The organism is Candidatus Contendobacter odensis Run_B_J11 (assembly GCF_000531125.1).
In the GTDB taxonomy this organism is placed as follows: Bacteria; Pseudomonadota; Gammaproteobacteria; order Competibacterales; family Competibacteraceae; genus Contendibacter; species Contendibacter odensensis.
Genome location: NZ_CBTK010000031.1, coordinates 24921 through 43594, shown reverse-complemented (window position 1 = coordinate 43594; position 18674 = coordinate 24921). Strand labels below are relative to the sequence as shown.

Here is an 18674-nt window from a genome sequence, read left to right as displayed (position 1 = left end):
CACCCCTTATTTTTGCAAAAAACATACTAAAATTCAATATCTTAGTTTTTAGACAGTCTCTAAGGCCATTAGCAAGCTGATCCTGTCGCCTGAATCGGCTATCAATGAAGAGAAATCTATCAGCTTTCTTCACGGTATTTTGGCGCTGTAGCATTGTAGGTTAACAGTTCACGCTGTCTTGATTTATAAGGATTTTTCGTCTAATCAGGGCTGCATTTCGAAAAAATATCCTTAAAAATCATGGTAACAAAAATAAGAGAGCGGGAACCGCTGCTAGACCGGCCTGTCGTGAAATCCAGAAAGCCAGCGAGCAACTTCGCTGGCGTCTTCAACAGCAATTCCCGCTCCGGTCGCTTAGCCCAACATACTCCGCAGCATCCACGCCGTTTTCTCATGAATCTGCATCCGCTGAGTCAGCAGGTCGGCAGTCGGTTCATCGCTGGCCTTTTCCACCGCCGGGAAGATCGAGCGAGCGGTGCGCACCACCGCTTCCTGATCCTTGACCAGTTGCCGAAGCATTTCTTCAGCCGCTGGAACCCGGGTTTCCTCCTGAAGGCTGGTCAGCTTGGCAAACTGGGCATAGCTACCCGGCGCTGGCAAACCCAATGCCCGGATGCGTTCGGCGATTAAATCCACTGCCAGCGCCAATTCGGTGTACTGGGCCTCGAACATCAGGTGCAGGGTGTTGAACATCGGTCCAGTGACGTTCCAGTGGAAGTTGTGGGTCTTTAGGTACAGGGTATAAGTATCGGCCAGCAACCGGGACAAGCCTTCGCCGATCTCATGGCGTAACTCATCGCTGATGCCGATATCAATTTGCATACTCATGGGCGTTCTCCCGCAGGTTTGAGTGGAGTGAATGAATGAGATGGCCTCAAGATTAGCGGTGAATTTTTAATAGCGCCAATTGATTATTGAAAACCAATTCATAGCTCTTGGCTATTTGACGCGGATTCGGCGGCGAAGAAGGGCGCCAGCAACCGAGCGCACGGTTCGGGATCTTCCAAATGCGGATGATGCCCGCCGGGCAGAATGTTCACGCTCAGATTGGCAATGCGGGCGTAGCGTTCCTGCATATAGGCCCGTTTCACCAGATAACCGTCCGCGCCGCAAATCAGCAACGCGGGCGCTGCAATCCGCTCCATGTAGGCCAGGATTTGCGGCTCGTTCAGATACAACGGCGAGGCGAACCGTAAACGCGGATCGGTGCGCCAGCCATAGCCCTCGCCAATGGGTTGGACGCCCCGACTCACTAAAGTTGCCGCAGCCCGCCATGACAAGTCGCTGGCCTCGCAACGCGCCTGAATCGCCGCGTCCATACTCGGATAAACCGGCGGGCGCTTGTCCGGCAACCCGTTCATCTGCTCGATGGTTTTACGCAGGTGAATCGGACCGTCAGCGGGATGGCTGGTCGGCGGACCCAGACCTTCAATCATCGCCACTCGAGTGACCCGCTCCGGCAGAATGGCCGCGACAAAACTGGCGATGCCGCCGCCCAGGGAATGACCGAGCAGAGCAAAGTATTCCCAGCCCAGCACATCGGCGGCGGCGACCACATCGGGAATGAAATCCACGAAGTGGTAATGCATCCCCGGCGGTCGCTGTTCGGATTGCCCGTGCCCCGGCAAATCCAGGGCGACCAGCCGTATATCGGGCAACAGCGGCGCCAAAGCGTCGAAACTGGCGGCGTTATCCAGCCAGCCGTGCAGCGCCAGCACCGGAATGCCCTTCGGCGGCCCCCAGGCTCGCGCCGCCAGCCGCAGATAAGGGGTGCGCAGTTCCAGTTCTTCGACCATCGGCGTGGTATCTCAAATCTCTGGCGGATAATCCCAGCCCGGATCGGTCGGAAACAGATTGGCATATTTCACGCTACTGCGCGGTTCCGCCATCAGGTCGGCTACGGCATCGCGCCATTCCGCATAGTGCGCCGTTTCCTTGTGACGAGCGGCATCCTCGACCGCACGGTAGACCTCAACCAGCACAAAGCGGGTGGGATCATCGGCCTGCTGGATTACGTCAAAACGGGCGATACCCGGTTCCTGGATGCTGTGACGCGCATTATCCAGCGAAGCGCTCTTAAAGACCTCGACGCAATCAGGTTTGACGTGAACGAAAACATGGACAATCAGCATCGGTTTTCCTCCCTTGACAAAAACTCCCTCGCCTGCTGGCAGAACAAGGGAGTGCAAACATTCAGGGCGAACCCGCCGGTAGATAATCCAGCAGCAACCCGCAGAAGATGACCAGGCCGAAGCCGTTGTTATTGAGAAACGCTTTGAAGCATTCATCCGGCTTGCGGTCGCGAATCAGGTACTGCTGGTACAGCGCAAAGCACGCCGCCACGACCAGGCCAAGGTAATAAATCCAGCCTCGCCCGGTGAGCAACCCGACCAGAATCAGCAGTCCCAGCAGCGTTAGTTGCAAATAGCCGACTATGCGCTTGTCCCGTTCACCGAACAGGATCGCGGTGGATTTTACGCCGATCTTCCGGTCGTCTTCCCGGTCCACCATCGCGTACTGAGTATCGTAAATCACCGACCACAGCACATTGCCCAAGAACAGCAGCCAAGCGATTGGCGGCACTGCATTAGTCACTGCGGCGTAAGCCATCGGAATCGTCCAGCCAAAGGCGGCCCCCAAATTGACCTGAGGCAATGAGTGAAACCGCTTCATGAACGGATAGCTGATAGCCAGCGCCAAACCGATAAAAGACAGCTCAAGGGTCAGGGTGTTCTGGGTCAACACTAAGGCGAATGCCAGTAGACAGAGCGCCGCAGTAAGCGCCACCGCTTCGCCCAGACTGACACGGCCCGCAGCCAGCGGTCGGTCGCGAGTACGGGCGACCTGTGGATCAAACTTACGGTCGGCAATATCGTTGATGACACAGCCGGCTGAGCGCATCAGCACCACGCCCAGTACGAAAACCAGTGCCACACCGCGTGGCGGCTGGCCGTTCCCCGCCCACCACAACGCCCACAAGGTCGGCCACAGCAACAGGTAAATTCCAATCGGGCGATGCAGACGCATCAAGTGCGCGTATTCGCGCAGACGATCTTCAAAGTGTTTGATAGTCATAGTGAACATCAGTCCGGTCGGTAACAGGCAGGTGCTACCGGCAAGTCAGGTAGGAAAATCTCGCAGACCAGCAGCGGGCGCTTCGCGATCCAGAACATCGAGCGGCGCCCCCAGATGGCGTCTGGCGGTTCGGTACAGCCGGCGAGCGCTCGCTGGTGCAAGCACTGGCCGGCCACAATGCGGGCGATTTCGACCGGACCGCGCCGGACGCCGGGATCGGTAAACAACACTTCACCCAAGGGTCGGGTTCCGAGCCGGGTCAACCGGCAGCCCCGCCCCCGCAAAGTCCGTGCCGGGATCAGGGTTCGAGCGAAGACCCAAGGCTGATCATCACATAGCAATTGCACCTCGCGGGTCCACACCCAAGCATCCAGGCGCAACCCCAGAACGCGGGCTTCGTCGACGCTGGGGCGGTTCCAACCCTGCCAGAGTACCCGCACCCGGAATTGGCTTGGGCAGAGTTGGCGCAATCGCCGGGTCAGCGACCCGCTGTCCAGCAGCCAGTCGGTCAGGGTTACGGGCAAATCGCGCCGGGATAGACGCGGGTAGGAGTGCCAACGCGGCGGGACAGGGCGAGGCACAAAACGATGGGTGTGCAAGGTGATTATTTCGTGAGATGAGCGATTTGAAACAGTGGGTAATTATGCCACGGTTACTGACTATCGGGTGAATAGGGCCAGCGCGATCCAAATCTTGCTCGCCGGGGGGTGGCGCTGAATCCTGATATAGTGTCTTTCCTATCATCAGCGGATATTGAAAAATGCCGCTGTGATGATGCGGCCCGGAATAAATCCACGATGCACGACGCCCAAAACACTCTCGTCTTTTCCCTGTTTCTGATCTTTAGCGGCGCAGCGGTATTCGCCACGCTGGCGCTGTACGCCCGCCAGGCGCTCCCGATTGCCTATATCGCGCTGGGTATTTTCATCGGCCCCTACGGCTTCAAGTGGATTGATAATGCCTCGGCCATCGAGCAGATGGCCCAAATTGGCATCATGTTCCTGCTGTTTCTATTGGGGCTGGATTTGTCGCCGCAGCGGCTGTTGCAGATGCTGCGCAAGGCGACCCTTATTACCTTCGGCACTTCGCTGGTGTTCGCGGGGCTGGGCGGAGGGGTCGCATGGCTGTTTGGCTACACTTTCAGCGAGTGCCTGCTGGTCGGCGCGGCGATGACCTTTTCCAGCACGATCATCGGGTTGAAGCTGCTGCCAACCCGCACTCTGCATCACCAGCACACTGGCGAGATCATCATTAGTATCCTGTTGTTGCAGGACATGCTGGCCATCGCGGTGCTGCTGTTGCTGGAGGGACTGAGCGGACGGGGATCCTCGCTACAGGGATTGGGTCTGGTGATCATCACCCTGCCGCTGCTGCTGGGTTTTGCCTATCTGAGTTCGCGCTATGTACTGATCCCACTGATCCGCCGGTTCGATAAAATTCGCGAGTACATCTTTCTGATTGCTATCGGCTGGTGTCTGTGCATTTCGCAGGTGGCAGCGCTGCTCGGCCTGTCCTACGCCATCGGCGCGTTCATCGGTGGAGTAGCGCTGGCGACCAGTCCGATCTCGCTGTATATCGCCGATAGCCTCAAACCGTTACGCGATTTTTTCCTGGTGCTGTTTTTCTTTTCACTGGGGGCCGGCTTCGATCTGGGGATGCTGGGCGCGGTGTTTCTGCCCACCCTGCTGCTCGGTTCCCTGCTGATGGTGGTCAAGCCGTGGGTATTTCGTGGTTTCCTGCAATGGACCGGAGAGCGACCGCGCATTGCCATGGAAGTCGGGGTGCGGCTGGGACAAGTCAGCGAGTTCGCTCTGCTGATTGCGGTGTTTGCCGAACAGAGCCAGTTGATCGGTCGAGAGGCGTCTTACCTCATACAGGCGACCACCCTGCTGACGTTCATCGCCTCGACCTACTACCTGGTGCTCACCTATCCAACCCCGGTCGCTATTTCTGATAGCCTGCGCCGGGATTGAATAACGCCAAAGATATAAATTGGCGCTTACCGCTATTTTTCCTATAATCGCCGCCATTTTTCGGCCAAGCCGATCCCCAAAGGGGCTTTTGGCGCGACTGGATATCCCTTGTGATCTTTCCGGTAAAACGTCCCAGCAAGAGCGACGTGCGCAGCCAGGGCGCGGCGCGCCTCACCATTGAGGTGCGCTTTTCCCGGTATTTCCCCGTTTTTGTACTGTAGGAGAGAAACTGAATGCCCTCGCGTAGCGAACTGGCCGCCCGTCGGGTGGACGAAACCCTCGATCAAGCGGTCGTTTCCGACCCCACCAGCCGGGAATCCCTAACCCTCTCGCGCCGGGAACTGGCGAATGCCATCCGCGCCCTCAGCATGGACGCCGTACAACGGGCGGAATCCGGCCATCCTGGCGCGCCGATGGGCATGGCGGACTTTGGCGAAGTCCTGTGGAATGACTTTCTGCGCCACAATCCCGCTAATCCCAAATGGTTCAACCGCGACCGCGTAATTTTATCCAACGGTCACGGTTCGATGTTGCAGTACTCGTTGCTGCACTTGAGCGGCTACGATCTGAGCATTGAAGATCTGCGCAACTTCCGGCGGTTGGGTTCCAGAACTCCGGGGCATCCCGAATATGGACGTACTCCAGGAGTAGAAACCAGTACCGGCCCGCTAGGCCAAGGGCTGGCGAACGGCGTCGGTATGGCGCTCGCCGAGCGTGCGCTGGCGACCCGGTTCAACCGTCCCGGTTTTCCTATCGTCGATCATTACACCTACGTCATTCTCGGTGATGGTTGCCTGATGGAAGGCGTTTCCTACGAAGCCTGTTCCCTGGCTGGCACCTGGGGACTGGGCAAGTTGATCTGCCTGTATGATGACAATGGCATTTCCATCGATGGACCGGTGCGGGGCTGGTTCAGCGACAACGTGGCCCAACGCTTCGAGGCCAGCGGCTGGCACGTCATTCCCGGCGTGGACGGCCACGACGCAGCAGCGATCCACCAAGCCATCGCCCAAGCACGAGCTTTTACCGACCGCCCAACCCTGATCTGCTGTAAGACGACTATCGCCTGGGGTTCGCCCGGCAAGGGTGGCAGCGAGAAATCGCATGGCGCCCCGCTTGGAGCCGCTGAAGTCGCAGCCACCCGCGAGGCCATCGGCTGGCGCCATGAACCGTTCGTGATTCCGCCAGAGATTTATCGCGCCTTTGATGCCCGCGCCAAGGGTGCTGACTGGGAAGAGGAGTGGAGCGATTTATTCACCCGCTATCGGGCGGAGTACCCGGAACCGGCAGCAGAATTCGAGCGGCGGCTGGCTTGCGGCTTTCCCCCCGACTGGGAAAACCTGGCCTGGAGCTTCATTCACGCGACTCAGGAGCGGCGCGAGGATATTGCGACCCGCGTTGCATCGCAACGTGCGCTGCAAGCGTATGGCCCCCACTTCCCCAGCCTGGTCGGGGGCTCGGCGGATCTCACCGAATCCACCGGCATTCCGTGGAGCGGCTGTCGGCCGGTTGACTTCGAGCATCCCGACGGCAACCTGATTTTCTACGGCGCCCGCGAATTTTCAATGTACGCCATTATGAACGGGCTGGCGCTGCACGGCGGTTACGTTCCCTTCGGCGGCACCTTCCTGATGTTCGCTGACTATGGCCGCAACGCCATTCGCATGGCGGCGCTGATTAAACTGCGTTGCATGTTTGTTCTCACCCATGACTCCATCGGGGTGGGTGGCGATGGCCCAACCCACCAGCCGGTCGAACATGTCGCCAGCCTGCGGCTGATTCCCGACTTGTCGGTCTGGCGCACCTGTGATACGGCGGAAACCGCTGTGGCCTGGAAAGTGGCGCTGGAGCGGACCAACGGTCCGACCGCCCTGATTTTCACCCGCCAACCACTGCCACATCAGGATCGTACTCCTGAACAGGTGCGAGCCATTGCCCGAGGCGGCTATGTGTTGCTGGATGGGGGGAACGAGCCGGAAGCGATCATTATTGCCACCGGTTCCGAGGTGCAACTGGCGGTAGCGGCGGCCCGGCAACTGAACAGCCAGGGTCGGCGGATTCGGGTCGTGTCCATGCCCTCGGTGGATGTGTTCGACGCCCAGGACGCTGCCTGGCGCGAGTCGGTACTGCCGGCGGCAGTGACCCGGCGAGTGGTAGTGGAGGCCGGGGTAACCGCGCCTTGGTATAAATATGCCGGTCCGCAGGGTATGGTGATCGGGATCGACTGCTTTGGCGAGTGCGGCCCGCCAGAGATCATTTTCCAGCATTTCGGCTTCACCGCTGAACGGGTGGCCGCCACCGTAGCAGCGCTGCTCTAAGTGTTCTAAGCTTTGAATGTTCTATGCTGATCGTTGGACTTAACGGTTTTGGGGTTCGGCGGTAAGCCGCTAGATTTTAATGGGCGGGTGCCCGCATCCGTCTTTCTTTCAGTGACACTACACCAGTTGGAGATGAAGTATGACCATCAAAGTGGGCATCAATGGGTTTGGCCGTATTGGGCGGATGGTATTTCGCGCCGCAGTGAAGGATTTTTCTGACATCGAAATCGTGGGCATCAATGATCTGCTTGAGCCTGACTACCTGGCCTATATGCTGAGCTACGACTCGGTGCATGGCCGCTTCAAGGGCACGGTCTCTGTCGACGGCAGCACCTTGATTGTCAATGGCAAGAAAATCCGCCTGACCGCCGTTAAGGATCCCGCCGAGCTGAAGTGGAACGAAGTGGGCGCCGACATCGTCGTCGAATCTACCGGACTGTTCCTGACCAAGGAAACCTGCCAGAAGCACATCACCGCCGGCGCTAAAAAAGTCATCCAGAGCGCCCCCAGCAAGGATGACACCCCGATGTTCGTCTACGGCGTGAACGACAAGACCTACGCCGGTCAGACCATCATTTCCAATGCGTCCTGCACCACCAACTGCCTGGCTCCCATTGCCAAGGTGCTGAATGACACCTGGGGGATCAAGCGTGGTCTGATGACTACGGTTCACGCCGCCACCGCGACCCAAAAGACCGTGGATGGTCCCTCCAACAAGGACTGGCGCGGTGGTCGCGGCATCCTGGAAAACATCATTCCGTCGTCGACCGGCGCGGCCAAAGCCGTGGGCGTCGTGATCCCTGAGCTTAACAAGAAGATCACCGGCATGGCGTTCCGCGTCCCCACCTCCGACGTGTCGGTGGTCGACCTGACCGTAGAGCTGAGCAAGGAAGCCAGCTACAAGGACATCTGCGCGGCCATGAAGGCGGCTTCTGAAGGCCCGATGAAAGGCGTGCTGGGCTATACCGATGAAAAAGTGGTCGCCACTGATTTCCGTGGGGAGAGCTGCACTTCCACCTTCGATGCCGACGCCGGTATCGCTCTGGATAGCACCTTCGTCAAGGTCGTGGCCTGGTACGACAATGAGTGGGGCTACTCCTGCAAGGTGCTGGAAATGGTCCGCGTGATGGCCAAGTAAGGCGAGATCCGCCATCCAACCGCTGCCAGCATTGAGCCGGTAGCGGTTTAGTGGCTATTTTCAGCCGGAATTCCAACCACCCCATTCATCGCGATTTCAAGGGAGAACTGTATGGCTGCTGTCAAACGCATGGTCGATCTCGATCTCAAAGGCAAGCGCGTCTTCATTCGCGCTGACCTTAATGTTCCGGTTAAGGATGGCAAGGTCACTTCCGACGCCCGCATTACCGCTTCAATGCCTACTATCGAGTATGCGATGAAGGCCGGTGCCAAGGTGATGGTCACTTCCCATCTGGGCCGCCCTACTGAAGGCGAATTCTCCGAGGAAAACTCGCTCCAGCCGGTGGCCGACGTGATGTCGGTCAAGCTCGGCCAGCCGGTGCGCGTGATTCGCGATTGGGTTGATGGTGGCTTTGGTGTGGCCGAAGGCGAGGTGGTGCTGCTCGAAAACTGCCGCATCAATAAGGGTGAAAAGAAAAATGTCGAGGCGACTGCGAAGAAATACGCCGCTCTGTGCGACATCTTCGTCATGGACGCTTTCGGCACCGCCCATCGCGCTGAAGCTTCAACTCATGGCGTCGCTAAATACGCGCCGGTGGCCTGCGCCGGCATTCTGCTGACCGAAGAGCTCGACGCCCTGACCAAGGCTCTGGCCACGCCGGCCCGTCCCATGGTTGCCATCGTCGGCGGATCCAAGGTCTCAACCAAGTTGACCGTCCTCGAAAGTCTGTCGGATAAGGTGGACCAGATGGTGGTCGGCGGCGGTATCGCCAACACCTTTCTCAAAGCGACAGGTAAGAACGTCGGCAAGTCGCTGTGCGAAAATGATCTGGTGCCCACCGCCCAGGCGCTGATCGCGAAGATGACTGCACGCGGCGCGACCATTCCGATTGCAGTTGATGTCGTCTGCGGCAAGAAATTCGATGCCGCCGAACCGGCGGTGCTGAAAGACGCTGGCGCGGTGAGCGATGACGACATGATCTTCGACATCGGTCCGAAAAGCGCCCAAGAGATCGCCGACATCATTATGAAAGCCGGTACGGTGGTGTGGAACGGCCCGGTCGGTGTGTTCGAGTTTGATCAGTTCGGTGAAGGTACCAAGACGGTCGCCATGGCGATTGCGAATACCAAGGCGTTCACCCTGGCGGGCGGCGGCGACACCATCGCCGCCATTCAGAAGTACGACATCTACGATAAGGTGTCCTACATCTCCACCGCCGGCGGCGCCTTCCTGGAGTTCCTTGAGGGCAAGGTGCTGCCCGCCGTTGAAATTCTGGAGTCGCGGGCGAACGGTTAACCACTGTAAGCTGCGGTAAAGATTAGACGGGCGACCCTTGGGTCGCCCGCTTTTATTAGTGAACCTTTAGCGCGCAGCAACTCATCCAATACATCCTCGTAGCTGCAGTGGGATACGGCACCTCCCACGAATACATCGCTGATTATCCCGTCGGCAACGTCGGTACAATAGGGTGGAATAATTCCATCGGAGGTTTACCCGGTATGCAACAACTCTCGGTCATGATTCTTGCCGCTGGCAAGGGCAAACGGATGGTTTCGGATCTACCCAAGGTCTTACATCCGGTGGGCGGCAAACCCCTGCTGGCGCATGTGCTGACGACGGCCAGCGGCCTCGAAGCAGCCACCCGGCTGGTGGTGTATGGTCACGGTGGCGAGGTGGTTAAAACGGCCTTTTCCGGTGAGGAAGGCGTGCTCTGGGTCGAGCAGGCCGAACAACTGGGTACCGGACATGCGGTGGCGCAAGCATTACCGTTGATCGATGATACCGGCGTGGTGCTGGTACTCTACGGCGATGTGCCGCTCACTCGCGTCGAGACCCTGCAACCATTGGTAGATACTGCCTCCCAAGGCAAGCTGGCGCTGCTCACGGTCCAACTGGCCAACCCGTCCGGTTATGGTCGCATCGTTCGCGATGGGCAGGATCGGGTCTGCCGCATCGTTGAGGAGAAGGACGCCACAGCGGCGGAGCGGCAACTATGCGAGGTTAATACCGGGATTCTGGCGACGACAACCGCGAGGCTACGCGGCTGGGTCGCTGAACTCAGGAACGATAATGCCCAGGGTGAATATTACTTGACCGACATCGTAGCGCTGGCGGTACGTGACAGCGTTCCAGTTGAGGCGTTCACGGTGACGCAACCGGAGGAAGTGCGGGGCGTCAACGACCGTTTGCAACTGGCGGAACTGGAGCGTTTTTATCAATTGCGGCAAGCCGAGCAGTTGATGCGCAACGGGGCAACCTTGCTCGATCCCGCACGGTTAGAGGTGCGCGGCGCGGTGACAACCGGCAAGGATGTGGTGATCGATGTCAACGTGGTCTTTGAGGGCGTGGTGCGATTGGGCGACCGGGTGCGGATCGGCCCCTTCTGCGTACTGCGCGATGCCGTCATTGGCGATGATGTCGAAATTTTCTCGCACTCGCGGATCGAAAACGCGGAAGTCGGGGTTGGCGCGCAGATTGGCCCCTATGCCCGGTTGCGGCCAGGCGCTCAACTGGCGGCGGGCGTCCATATTGGTAACTTCGTCGAAATCAAGAAGACGAGCATTGGGCCGGGTTCCAAGGTCAATCATTTGACCTACATTGGCGATGCCGAGATCGGGGCCGGCGTCAACGTCGGTGCTGGCACCATCACCTGCAACTACGATGGCGTCAACAAGCACCTGACCGTGATTGACGACGGCGCATTTATCGGCTCCAACAGCTCGCTGGTGGCTCCAGTGCGAATCGGCAAAGGTGCTACCGTGGGCGCCGGTTCATCGGTCAGCCGCGACGTGCCAGACGGCGGCCTGTGCCTGACTCGTGCGCCACGCAAGGATGTGTTCAATTGGCAGCGGCCTATCAAGCCAAAAAAAGACTAACATCGCGCCCTTCCCTCTATCGCACCCTGAACGAGTTCACATGGCCAAGACCCGCTTTGCCCCCAGCCCCACCGGTTATCTGCACATTGGCGGTGCTCGCACCGCGCTATTTTCCTGGCTGTACGCCCGGCGGCACGGTGGCCCCTTCGTGCTGCGGATCGAAGACACCGATCTGGAGCGTTCCACCCCGGAATCGGTGAACGCCATTCTGGAGGGCATGAACTGGCTGGGCCTGGATTACGACGAAGGCCCGTTCTACCAGACCCAGCGTTTTGATCGCTATAACGAGGTGCTGCGCCAGTTGGTGCAAGAGGGCAAAGCCTATTATTGCTATTGCACCAAGGAAGAATTGGAGGCGTTGCGCACCGAGCAGATGGCGCGCAAGGACAAGCCGCGCTATGACGGTCGCTACCGTGATTATCAGGGTCCGCCGCGCCCGGATGTCGAGCCGGTGGTGCGCTTCAAGAATCCGCAGGAGGGCGAGGTGGTGGTGGATGATCTGATTCGTGGCCGGATTGTGATCCGCAACAGCGAACTGGATGATCTGATCATCGCCCGTGCCGACGGCAGCCCCACTTATAACTTCTGCGTGGTAGTGGATGATCTGGATATGGGCATCACTCATGTCATTCGCGGTGATGACCACATTAATAATACCCCGCGCCAGATCAATATCTTCCAGGCATTGGGCGCGACCCCGCCGCAGTTTGCCCATGTGCCGATGATCCTGGGCGCGGACGGCAAGCGGCTCTCCAAACGGCACGGCGCAGTCAGCGTGATGCAGTACCGCGATGACGGTTTTCTGCCGGAGGCGGTGCTGAATTATCTGGTACGGCTGGGCTGGTCGCACGGTGATCAGGAAATCTTCAGTCTGGAGGAGTTGATCCAGTTATTCGATCTGACGGCGGTCAATAAGGCACCGTCGGCCTTCAATCCCGACAAACTGCTGTGGTTGAATCAACACTATTTTAAGACCAGCGATCCGGCGCATGTGGCCCGGCATCTGAGCTGGCACATCGGCCAGTTGGGCATCGATCCCAGCGAAGGCCCGGAATTGACCGAAGTGGTCAAAGCGTTCCGGGAACGAGCCAAGACGCTCAAGGAGATGGCCGAGAACAGCGCTTTCCTGTACTGCGAATTCGAGGCTTACGAGGAAAAGGCGGCCAGCAAGAATCTGACCGTCGCTGCCGAAGCGCCGCTGCAACAATTGCACGAGGCACTGGCTGCCGTATCGGAATGGCAGGGGGAGTCGATCCATGCGGCGGTGAGTCGGGTAGCTGAGCAAAGTGGACTGGCGCTGGGCAAGGTGGCGCAGCCATTGCGGGTAGCAGTGTCCGGTACAGCGGTGTCACCGCCGATTGATACGACACTGGAATTACTGGGCCGGTGCAAGACGCTGGCACGGATCAAACGAGCGCTGGACTATATCCAACAGCGGGATAGCGAATCATTGGTTTTGAAATAAAGTTGACAGCGATGCGCGAGTTCATTAAATTGCGCGTCTCCGAATTAACGGGGCCATAGCTCAGCTGGGAGAGCACCTGCATGGCATGCAGGGGGTCGGCGGTTCGATCCCGCCTGGCTCCACCATTGTTAACCGTCATTCCGCTTGGCGGTTTATTTTTTCCCGCTTCATTGTCCCCATCGTCTAGAGGCCAAGGACACCGCCCTTTCACGGCGGTAACAGGGGTTCGAATCCCCTTGGGGACGCCAGATTATCCCGTACTGTGGACAGGTCGATCTTTTGTTCGATTTCACAGTGCAGGGTTTCCGGATCGAGACTGACTCGCTCGACCAATGCCTGTAGAACATCCTTGATCTGCTCGCGGTCTTTGGCTCCGGCTTGTTCGATGCCATCCGCCATCCCCGCCGGTGCTGAATCTGCCAGCTTGCCGGCGATTGATCACTTAAATGGCTTGGCCTCTCCCATCAGCAACCGTCAGCACCCCGGTAATTTTTCTGCGAATATCGATCCAGCGTCAAAAGCGCGGTTGACCCCGCTGATTGATTGGCTGAAGGAATCGGTGAGCTACATCAGCAGTATTCCGCAATTGTGGTAAGGGACTTTTCCCGCTCATTGCCAAATCGCGCCCTGTTTCTGGAAAAAACAGCAGGAGCGCGGGTTGGCGATCTGTTTAAGCGGGTTGGCTCAATCGAGCGAAAATTCTGCGCGGCAGCCGCGATCCACCCAGACGCCGCGCCGGTCATAACCCCAGCTCTCATTTTGCCGGCAACTGGCTCTACTTAACTGGCGACTGAGGCGAACGCCATTGCGGATCTCGGCGCGGCAGTGACGGTAATCGCCATCAGATTCACACCGCACCGTCCGGCGCGGGCGATCTGAGTTGTTATTGTTGCCGTTGTTATTATTGCCGTTGTCATTTTCCGACAACACCGCTCCCAACACCCCCAGCGCGACTGCGCCACCGACAATCGCGGCGGTATTGTCCCTGCCCTGCTGCTGGCCATTGCCGCCGCTGCGACCGGTATGAAGCTGGAAATCGCCCCGGCAACCCTGTTTTACCCAGACACCCCGACGGTCATACCCCCAGCTATCGTTAAAGCGACAGGCGTTCCTGCTCAACTGACGGTACAATTGCACCCCGTCGCTGGTGTCTGCCCGGCAATGTTGGTAATCCTGACCAGTGGATTCGCAGCGCACTATGGCGCCGCCACCGCCCCGACGGCTGCCAGAATCGCGATCATTGCGACCACGCCCCTCATCAGAACGCGGCTGGTCGGCATCGCGGTTATTGTCGTAGCGCTGGGCATTGCCTGGAGATGACCCCACCAGTACCAGCAATACCACTGCGGCCAGCCGCCAGCAATAGGAAGGCGCGGCTTTACTGACAGGATCGTTCACTGGGTCACATCGTGCGATAGTCATGAGAAGTTCCGATTTGGTGATGAAGCAGGGGATTATAGTACCGTCCAAGAGTAGGTAGCGGGCCGACCATCTTTAACAGAACGAGGCTAGGGTCGTGCCAGGAGTGGGCGGCTTTGAAACGTGAGTATGCGGGGAGATTGGAGCCATGACCAGAATTGTCATCGTAAACGCCATCGGGTTGCCGGAAAAAGACTGTCGAATGATTCGCAACATTTTGTCGTTGGCCGGCAGCAAGGATCAAAGCTATCGGCTGGCAGTGAATAGCGTTGAACAAGCCGATATTGTGATCATCAATGCGGATGATTCAATGGCGATGGTGTGCTGGAACGAGTACCGGCAAATGGTTCCCGATGCCAATGTGGTATTGGCCTCCGCTACGCCGCTGGTCGAATCGGATTACGTCAGCATCAAGCGACCGCTGATTGCCAGCCAGTTGCACGGAATCCTGGCGCTGGGAGGGCAGCCAAAGACCCAGGCACCTCAGCAGCACAAATACGAAGCGCTCAAAAAAAGCTTTCTGTTTCGTAGCTTATCTCCAATTCATCTGCAAAAGATCATCGGTTTGGCGCGGGTGTTGACCCTGCCTATCCACCATGTCGTGTTCGAACTGGCTGACGCCGGCGAAGAGATGCTGGTGGTGCTGAGCGGGCGATTGAAGATCAGCGTCGCCAACCGGGACGGGCGGGAAATCGTACTCGGCGTACTGGGGCCGGGCGAGATTTTCGGTGAAATCGCCATGCTCGATGGACAGGGGCGTTCGGCCACTGCAACCACGCTGACCCCCTGCGAATTGCTGGGGATTCACCGTAAGGACTTCATGCCGTTCCTGGAGCAGAACCCCAAAGCAGCGGTTGATTTGGTTACGGTACTGGCTTTGCGGTTGCGGCTCAATACTGAACAGTTGGTTGAACTGATTAGCGAACACGAAGCACCACGCTGAACGCGATGACCGGATCAGTCGCCGGTATGGTAGCTATTGCGGTCATGGCGGCAAACCGGTTAGCGTTACCCTCTGCTCTCACCCATTCACTTTTTTCGACCGCACCGACTCCATCACGGCGGTGCGGATGACAGCCAACAGGGGCACTCTCATGGAACTCGCTTGTCTGGACCTGGAAGGGGTACTGGTTCCGGAAATCTGGATCAACGTCGCCGAACGCACCGGCATCGAAGCGCTGCGGCTGACCACCCGCGACATTCCCGATTACGATCAACTGATGCGACGGCGGCTGGCGTTGCTGGATCAGCATGGACTGAAGCTGTCGGACATCCAGCGGGTAATTGCCAGTATGGGGCCACTGGACGGGGCGCACCAGTTTCTGGACTGGCTGCGCGAGCGGTTCCAGGTGGTGATCCTGTCGGATACCTATTATGAGTTTGCCATGCCGCTGATGCGGCAACTCGGCTGGCCGGCGCTGTTCTGTCACCGGCTGGAGGTCGTAGCGGATCGGGTCGTCAACTACACCTTGCGGCAGTCCGATTCCAAGCGCCAGGCAGTGCGGGCGTTTCACGGTCTCAATTTTCGAGTGATCGCCGCTGGGGATTCCTACAACGATACCGCGATGCTGGCCGAGGCCGAGGCCGGTATTTTGTTCCGGCCACCGCAGAATGTGATTGACGAATTCCCGCAATTCCCGGTCACCCGGACTTTTGCAGAGATGGGCGAGGCGTTCCGCAAAGCCAGCATCCGTGCACTTTAGGACACGCCTTTTTCCCCCGCCCGATCACTCACGCTGCCGACGTTCGCTGGCGCCTAAGTTTCAGTGATGCGCACATCGCTGATAAACCACCAGCGAGAGCATCTGAATTCAGTTGGCAATTGCTACGGGCCTTAATTTGGGTAGAGATGGAGGAAGCCATGCCTGAACAACAACCTCGATTCGCGCTAAAAATTTTCCACAAGACCTTATTGGCTATGGTGTTAGTGGCGTTGATTCCGATTGCTGGCCTGGTTTACACCAGCGGCTACCAGCTCGAAAAAGATTGGCGTCAACACGCCAACCTGAATTTGGCTTTGATCGCCAGCGGACTGGCCGGCAAAGTGGATGGCTGGGTCAATATGAACTTGCGAGTTCTGCGCGAACATGCGGCGCTGCCGGACATAATCTCGATGGATGCTGCCCGCCAGCAGCCGATCCTCAAGGCGATCCAGGGCGCTTACGAATGGGTGTACTTGGCGTTTACCGTTAACCGCGATGGACAGAGTGTTGGGCGTAGCGACAATAATCCCTCCCAGTACTACGGCGACCGCAACTATTTCAAACAGGTGATGGAGGGCAAACCGGTCGGACAGGAGGTCGTAATCGGCAAGACCAGCCAAAAACCGGCGCTGATTCTGGCGGGGCCGATCCGAACCGCCAATCAATCAGGTGCCGACGTTATAGCGATGGCCATGCAGTTGGTGGATGTGTCGCAAGTGGTGGCGGGAGTGAAAATCGGCGCCACCGGCTTTGCGATTCTGGTGGACGATAAGAATAAGGTGATCGCTCATGGCAAGCCGGAAAAAATCGCCGAAACCTTGCAGGATTTGAGCGCCCATCCGGCCCTGCATCGGGCGGAGGCAATGCAGGATCTGACTGTTTACGAGGAAGAGGGCCGGCGCATTGTGGCCTACGCTCAGAAAATCAGCCTGGGTTGGACCCTGATCGTTCAACAGGACTATGACGACGCCTTCGCGCCGTTGCTGGAAGCGCGGCGCAACGCGCTGATTTTGATTGTGCTTACGCTGATATTAGTGGTGGCGGTGGCTTATGGATTATCCCGGCAGTTAGCGAGGCCGATTTGTGAACTGACCGCCATCGCCGAAAACATCAGCCGAGGGCATGTCGAGTTGAAGATCGCCGGAATCGAGCGGCGTGACGAGATTGGCGCTTTGGCACGCGCCATCGAGCGTATGGCGGTCAGTATCAAAATGGCTTTCGAGCGGTTGCGCAAAAAGCCGTGACCTGTTGTGATCGGAGGCATCGTCCACACCAGGGTTGACGCAACCCGGAGACATGGGACATGGCCCAGCCACAAATTTCCCCCTTTGCGAAATTTTTAAGTGACAAACTACTGAATCTGTGTCGGGAAAAGCGCACCGGCGCCTTTTCTGTTGTCACCTCCACCAGCGTTCTGGCTCAGTTTGGCCTGAACGATGGCGAAATTGTGTTTTTGTCGGTTCAGAACAAGCAAGGTATGGAAGGGTTGGAAGCGCTGGAAGCGCTGGGGAAACAGGAGATCAAGGTCAGCACCGCCCGTTTCGTAGATGGACGCTTGATGATATCCCGGCTGGCTTTGCCGCCCACCCACCACATCCTGGAACGGCTTGGGGGTCAATCGGCGCACCCACCCACCGCCACTGATCCGAAAAGCGTGCGGTTGACGGATCAAATCCGGGTGGTTGTAGAGCAGGAGTTGATGGAGTTCGTTGGACCCATGGCGGTGATTCTGTGCGAGGAAGTCTGGGATTCGGTCGCCAGCCTGGATATGGCGTTGGACGCGCTGAGTCGGGAATTGCCCGATCCCGGACAGATGACGCGCTTCCGCCAGAATGTGCTCAAACGAATCGGATAGGGTGGGTCAATCTTGATCATGAACGATAGCGCTACCCATTCACTCGCAGCGACCTTGCTCGGTCACGCCGATCCGCCGCCTTTCACCCTGTTCAATCCGAACGGCCGGACTCCCGTGGTGCTGGTCTGCGACCACGCCAGCAACACGATTCCCGCCCAGTTGCAGCAGCTTGGGCTGGGTCCGGTGGAACTGGCCCAACACATCGCCTGGGATATTGGCGCCGCTGCGGTGGCCCGCCGGCTGGCGGTGCGGCTGGATGCTCCGGCGGTGCTGGCGGGCTATTCGCGGCTGGTGATTGATGGCAACCGTCCCCCCGGCGATCCCACTTCCATTGCTGAGATCAGCGATGGCATCGTCATTCCCGGCAATCGCGATCTCGACGACGCCCATGCCGACGCCCGACTCAACGAAGTGTTCTGGCCTTACCATCACGCCATTACCCAAACGCTGGCGCATCACTGGCGACACGATCAAGGCCATGCGCCGGCACTGATCGCTATTCACAGCTTTACGCCGGTGATGAACGGTTTTCAGCGACCTTGGCATCTTGGGGTGCTATGGAACCGCGATCCCCGTTTGGCCGCACCGTTGCTGGCGCACTTGCGGGCCGATCTCAAATTATGCGTCGGCGACAATGAGCCGTATTCCGGGCGAGAAGTTGGTTTCACCATGGATACCCACGGCGCGGCGGCTGGTTTGCCGCATGTGGAACTCGAAATTCGGCAGGATTTGATCGCCGATGAAGCCGGCGGCGAACGCTGGGCGGGCGTGGTCGGCGATGCGTTGGAGGCGGTGCTGCGGGATGAATCGCTGTTCCAGATGCGGCATTACTGAATCAGGATTTATTGCGTA

Annotated in this window: 18 protein-coding genes and 2 tRNA genes; 14 read left to right on the top strand and 6 right to left on the bottom strand. The window is 58.3% G+C overall.

Going from position 1 to position 18674, the window contains the following annotated elements:
• Positions 1–354: 354 nt before the first annotated feature.
• From BN874_RS02820 to BN874_RS02800, 5 genes are all read right to left on the bottom strand, one after another.
• On the bottom strand, positions 355–822 hold the full coding sequence (locus BN874_RS02820; protein WP_034430718.1) for a Dps family protein: 468 nt from the start codon (positions 820–822) through the stop codon (positions 355–357).
• A 104-nt stretch (positions 823–926) separates the two neighbouring features.
• The gene (locus BN874_RS02815; RefSeq protein WP_034430703.1) at positions 927–1796 is read right to left on the bottom strand and encodes an alpha/beta fold hydrolase; all 870 of its coding nucleotides are present in this window, start codon (positions 1794–1796) and stop codon (positions 927–929) included.
• Between the two features lie 12 nt (positions 1797–1808).
• Complete coding sequence (locus tag BN874_RS02810) at positions 1809–2132, bottom strand: putative quinol monooxygenase (RefSeq protein ID WP_034430702.1); 324 nt, start codon at positions 2130–2132, stop codon at positions 1809–1811.
• Positions 2133–2193: 61 nt separating this feature from the next.
• A complete protein-coding gene (gene ubiA, locus BN874_RS02805; protein WP_034430701.1) occupies positions 2194–3075 on the bottom strand; it encodes a 4-hydroxybenzoate octaprenyltransferase in 882 nt (293 codons plus the stop codon).
• A gap of 8 nt (positions 3076–3083) precedes the next feature.
• Complete coding sequence (locus tag BN874_RS02800; RefSeq protein WP_051497339.1) at positions 3084–3674, bottom strand: chorismate--pyruvate lyase family protein; 591 nt, start codon at positions 3672–3674, stop codon at positions 3084–3086.
• Positions 3675–3872: 198 nt separating this feature from the next.
• On the opposite strand from BN874_RS02800, the gene BN874_RS02795 reads away from it, so the two are divergent.
• From BN874_RS02795 to BN874_RS02755, 9 genes are all read left to right on the top strand, one after another.
• The gene (locus BN874_RS02795) at positions 3873–5048 is read left to right on the top strand and encodes a cation:proton antiporter domain-containing protein (RefSeq protein WP_034430700.1); all 1176 of its coding nucleotides are present in this window, start codon (positions 3873–3875) and stop codon (positions 5046–5048) included.
• Between the two features lie 233 nt (positions 5049–5281).
• Positions 5282–7366, top strand: a complete 2085-nt coding sequence (tkt, locus tag BN874_RS02790; RefSeq protein WP_081756096.1) for a transketolase — start codon at positions 5282–5284, stop codon at positions 7364–7366.
• 139 nt (positions 7367–7505) lie between these two features.
• Positions 7506–8504, top strand: a complete 999-nt coding sequence (gene gap, locus BN874_RS02785) for a type I glyceraldehyde-3-phosphate dehydrogenase (protein ID WP_034430699.1) — start codon at positions 7506–7508, stop codon at positions 8502–8504.
• Between the two features lie 111 nt (positions 8505–8615).
• Positions 8616–9800: a phosphoglycerate kinase gene (locus tag BN874_RS02780; protein WP_034430698.1), complete on the top strand. Its 1185-nt coding sequence runs from the start codon at positions 8616–8618 to the stop codon at positions 9798–9800.
• Between the two features lie 203 nt (positions 9801–10003).
• Positions 10004–11380: a bifunctional UDP-N-acetylglucosamine diphosphorylase/glucosamine-1-phosphate N-acetyltransferase GlmU gene (gene glmU / locus BN874_RS02775; RefSeq protein WP_034430697.1), complete on the top strand. Its 1377-nt coding sequence runs from the start codon at positions 10004–10006 to the stop codon at positions 11378–11380.
• A 40-nt stretch (positions 11381–11420) separates the two neighbouring features.
• The gene (gene gltX / locus BN874_RS02770; protein ID WP_034430696.1) at positions 11421–12845 is read left to right on the top strand and encodes a glutamate--tRNA ligase; all 1425 of its coding nucleotides are present in this window, start codon (positions 11421–11423) and stop codon (positions 12843–12845) included.
• Between the two features lie 49 nt (positions 12846–12894).
• Positions 12895–12970 (top strand) — tRNA-Ala (locus BN874_RS02765).
• 47 nt (positions 12971–13017) lie between these two features.
• Positions 13018–13093: transfer RNA gene (locus BN874_RS02760), tRNA-Glu, on the top strand.
• A 137-nt stretch (positions 13094–13230) separates the two neighbouring features.
• A complete protein-coding gene (locus BN874_RS02755; RefSeq protein ID WP_034430695.1) occupies positions 13231–13440 on the top strand; it encodes a hypothetical protein in 210 nt (69 codons plus the stop codon).
• Positions 13441–13529: 89 nt separating this feature from the next.
• Here BN874_RS02755 and BN874_RS02750 read toward each other — a convergent pair whose 3' ends face one another.
• Positions 13530–14267, bottom strand: coding sequence for a DUF3011 domain-containing protein (locus BN874_RS02750; RefSeq protein ID WP_081756095.1), 738 nt, complete (start codon positions 14265–14267; stop codon positions 13530–13532).
• Between the two features lie 145 nt (positions 14268–14412).
• Here BN874_RS02750 and BN874_RS02745 point away from each other — a divergent pair, with 145 nt between their 5' ends.
• From BN874_RS02745 to BN874_RS02715, 5 genes are all read left to right on the top strand, one after another.
• A complete protein-coding gene (locus tag BN874_RS02745; RefSeq protein WP_034430694.1) occupies positions 14413–15207 on the top strand; it encodes a Crp/Fnr family transcriptional regulator in 795 nt (264 codons plus the stop codon).
• A 151-nt stretch (positions 15208–15358) separates the two neighbouring features.
• Positions 15359–15967, top strand: a complete 609-nt coding sequence (gene thrH / locus BN874_RS02740; RefSeq protein WP_034430693.1) for a bifunctional phosphoserine phosphatase/homoserine phosphotransferase ThrH — start codon at positions 15359–15361, stop codon at positions 15965–15967.
• A gap of 158 nt (positions 15968–16125) precedes the next feature.
• On the top strand, positions 16126–17211 hold the full coding sequence (locus BN874_RS22065) for a HAMP domain-containing protein (protein WP_051497337.1): 1086 nt from the start codon (positions 16126–16128) through the stop codon (positions 17209–17211).
• Positions 17212–17270: 59 nt separating this feature from the next.
• On the top strand, positions 17271–17822 hold the full coding sequence (locus tag BN874_RS02720) for a DUF8082 domain-containing protein (protein WP_034430689.1): 552 nt from the start codon (positions 17271–17273) through the stop codon (positions 17820–17822).
• Between the two features lie 18 nt (positions 17823–17840).
• Complete coding sequence (locus tag BN874_RS02715; RefSeq protein WP_034430688.1) at positions 17841–18656, top strand: N-formylglutamate amidohydrolase; 816 nt, start codon at positions 17841–17843, stop codon at positions 18654–18656.
• Positions 18657–18674: the final 18 nt, after the last annotated feature.

Excerpts from the sequence above, each read along its gene's own strand:
- BN874_RS02745 (WP_034430694.1), top strand. The coding sequence starts at position 14,413 with ATGACCAGAATTGTCATCGTAAACGCCATCGGGTTGCCGGAAAAAGAC.
- BN874_RS02795 (WP_034430700.1), top strand. The coding sequence starts at position 3,873 with ATGCACGACGCCCAAAACACTCTCGTCTTTTCCCTGTTTCTGATCTTT.
- BN874_RS02810 (WP_034430702.1), bottom strand. The coding sequence starts at position 2,132 with ATGCTGATTGTCCATGTTTTCGTTCACGTCAAACCTGATTGCGTCGAG.
- BN874_RS02750 (WP_081756095.1), bottom strand. The coding sequence starts at position 14,267 with ATGACTATCGCACGATGTGACCCAGTGAACGATCCTGTCAGTAAAGCC.
- tkt (WP_081756096.1), top strand. The coding sequence starts at position 5,282 with ATGCCCTCGCGTAGCGAACTGGCCGCCCGTCGGGTGGACGAAACCCTC.
- thrH (WP_034430693.1), top strand. The coding sequence starts at position 15,359 with ATGGAACTCGCTTGTCTGGACCTGGAAGGGGTACTGGTTCCGGAAATC.
- gltX (WP_034430696.1), top strand. The coding sequence starts at position 11,421 with ATGGCCAAGACCCGCTTTGCCCCCAGCCCCACCGGTTATCTGCACATT.
- BN874_RS02715 (WP_034430688.1), top strand. The coding sequence starts at position 17,841 with ATGAACGATAGCGCTACCCATTCACTCGCAGCGACCTTGCTCGGTCAC.
- BN874_RS02815 (WP_034430703.1), bottom strand. The coding sequence starts at position 1,796 with ATGGTCGAAGAACTGGAACTGCGCACCCCTTATCTGCGGCTGGCGGCG.
- glmU (WP_034430697.1), top strand. The coding sequence starts at position 10,004 with ATGCAACAACTCTCGGTCATGATTCTTGCCGCTGGCAAGGGCAAACGG.
- BN874_RS02720 (WP_034430689.1), top strand. The coding sequence starts at position 17,271 with ATGGCCCAGCCACAAATTTCCCCCTTTGCGAAATTTTTAAGTGACAAA.
- gap (WP_034430699.1), top strand. The coding sequence starts at position 7,506 with ATGACCATCAAAGTGGGCATCAATGGGTTTGGCCGTATTGGGCGGATG.
- BN874_RS22065 (WP_051497337.1), top strand. The coding sequence starts at position 16,126 with ATGCCTGAACAACAACCTCGATTCGCGCTAAAAATTTTCCACAAGACC.
- BN874_RS02820 (WP_034430718.1), bottom strand. The coding sequence starts at position 822 with ATGCAAATTGATATCGGCATCAGCGATGAGTTACGCCATGAGATCGGC.
- BN874_RS02780 (WP_034430698.1), top strand. The coding sequence starts at position 8,616 with ATGGCTGCTGTCAAACGCATGGTCGATCTCGATCTCAAAGGCAAGCGC.
- ubiA (WP_034430701.1), bottom strand. The coding sequence starts at position 3,075 with ATGACTATCAAACACTTTGAAGATCGTCTGCGCGAATACGCGCACTTG.
- BN874_RS02755 (WP_034430695.1), top strand. The coding sequence starts at position 13,231 with ATGCCATCCGCCATCCCCGCCGGTGCTGAATCTGCCAGCTTGCCGGCG.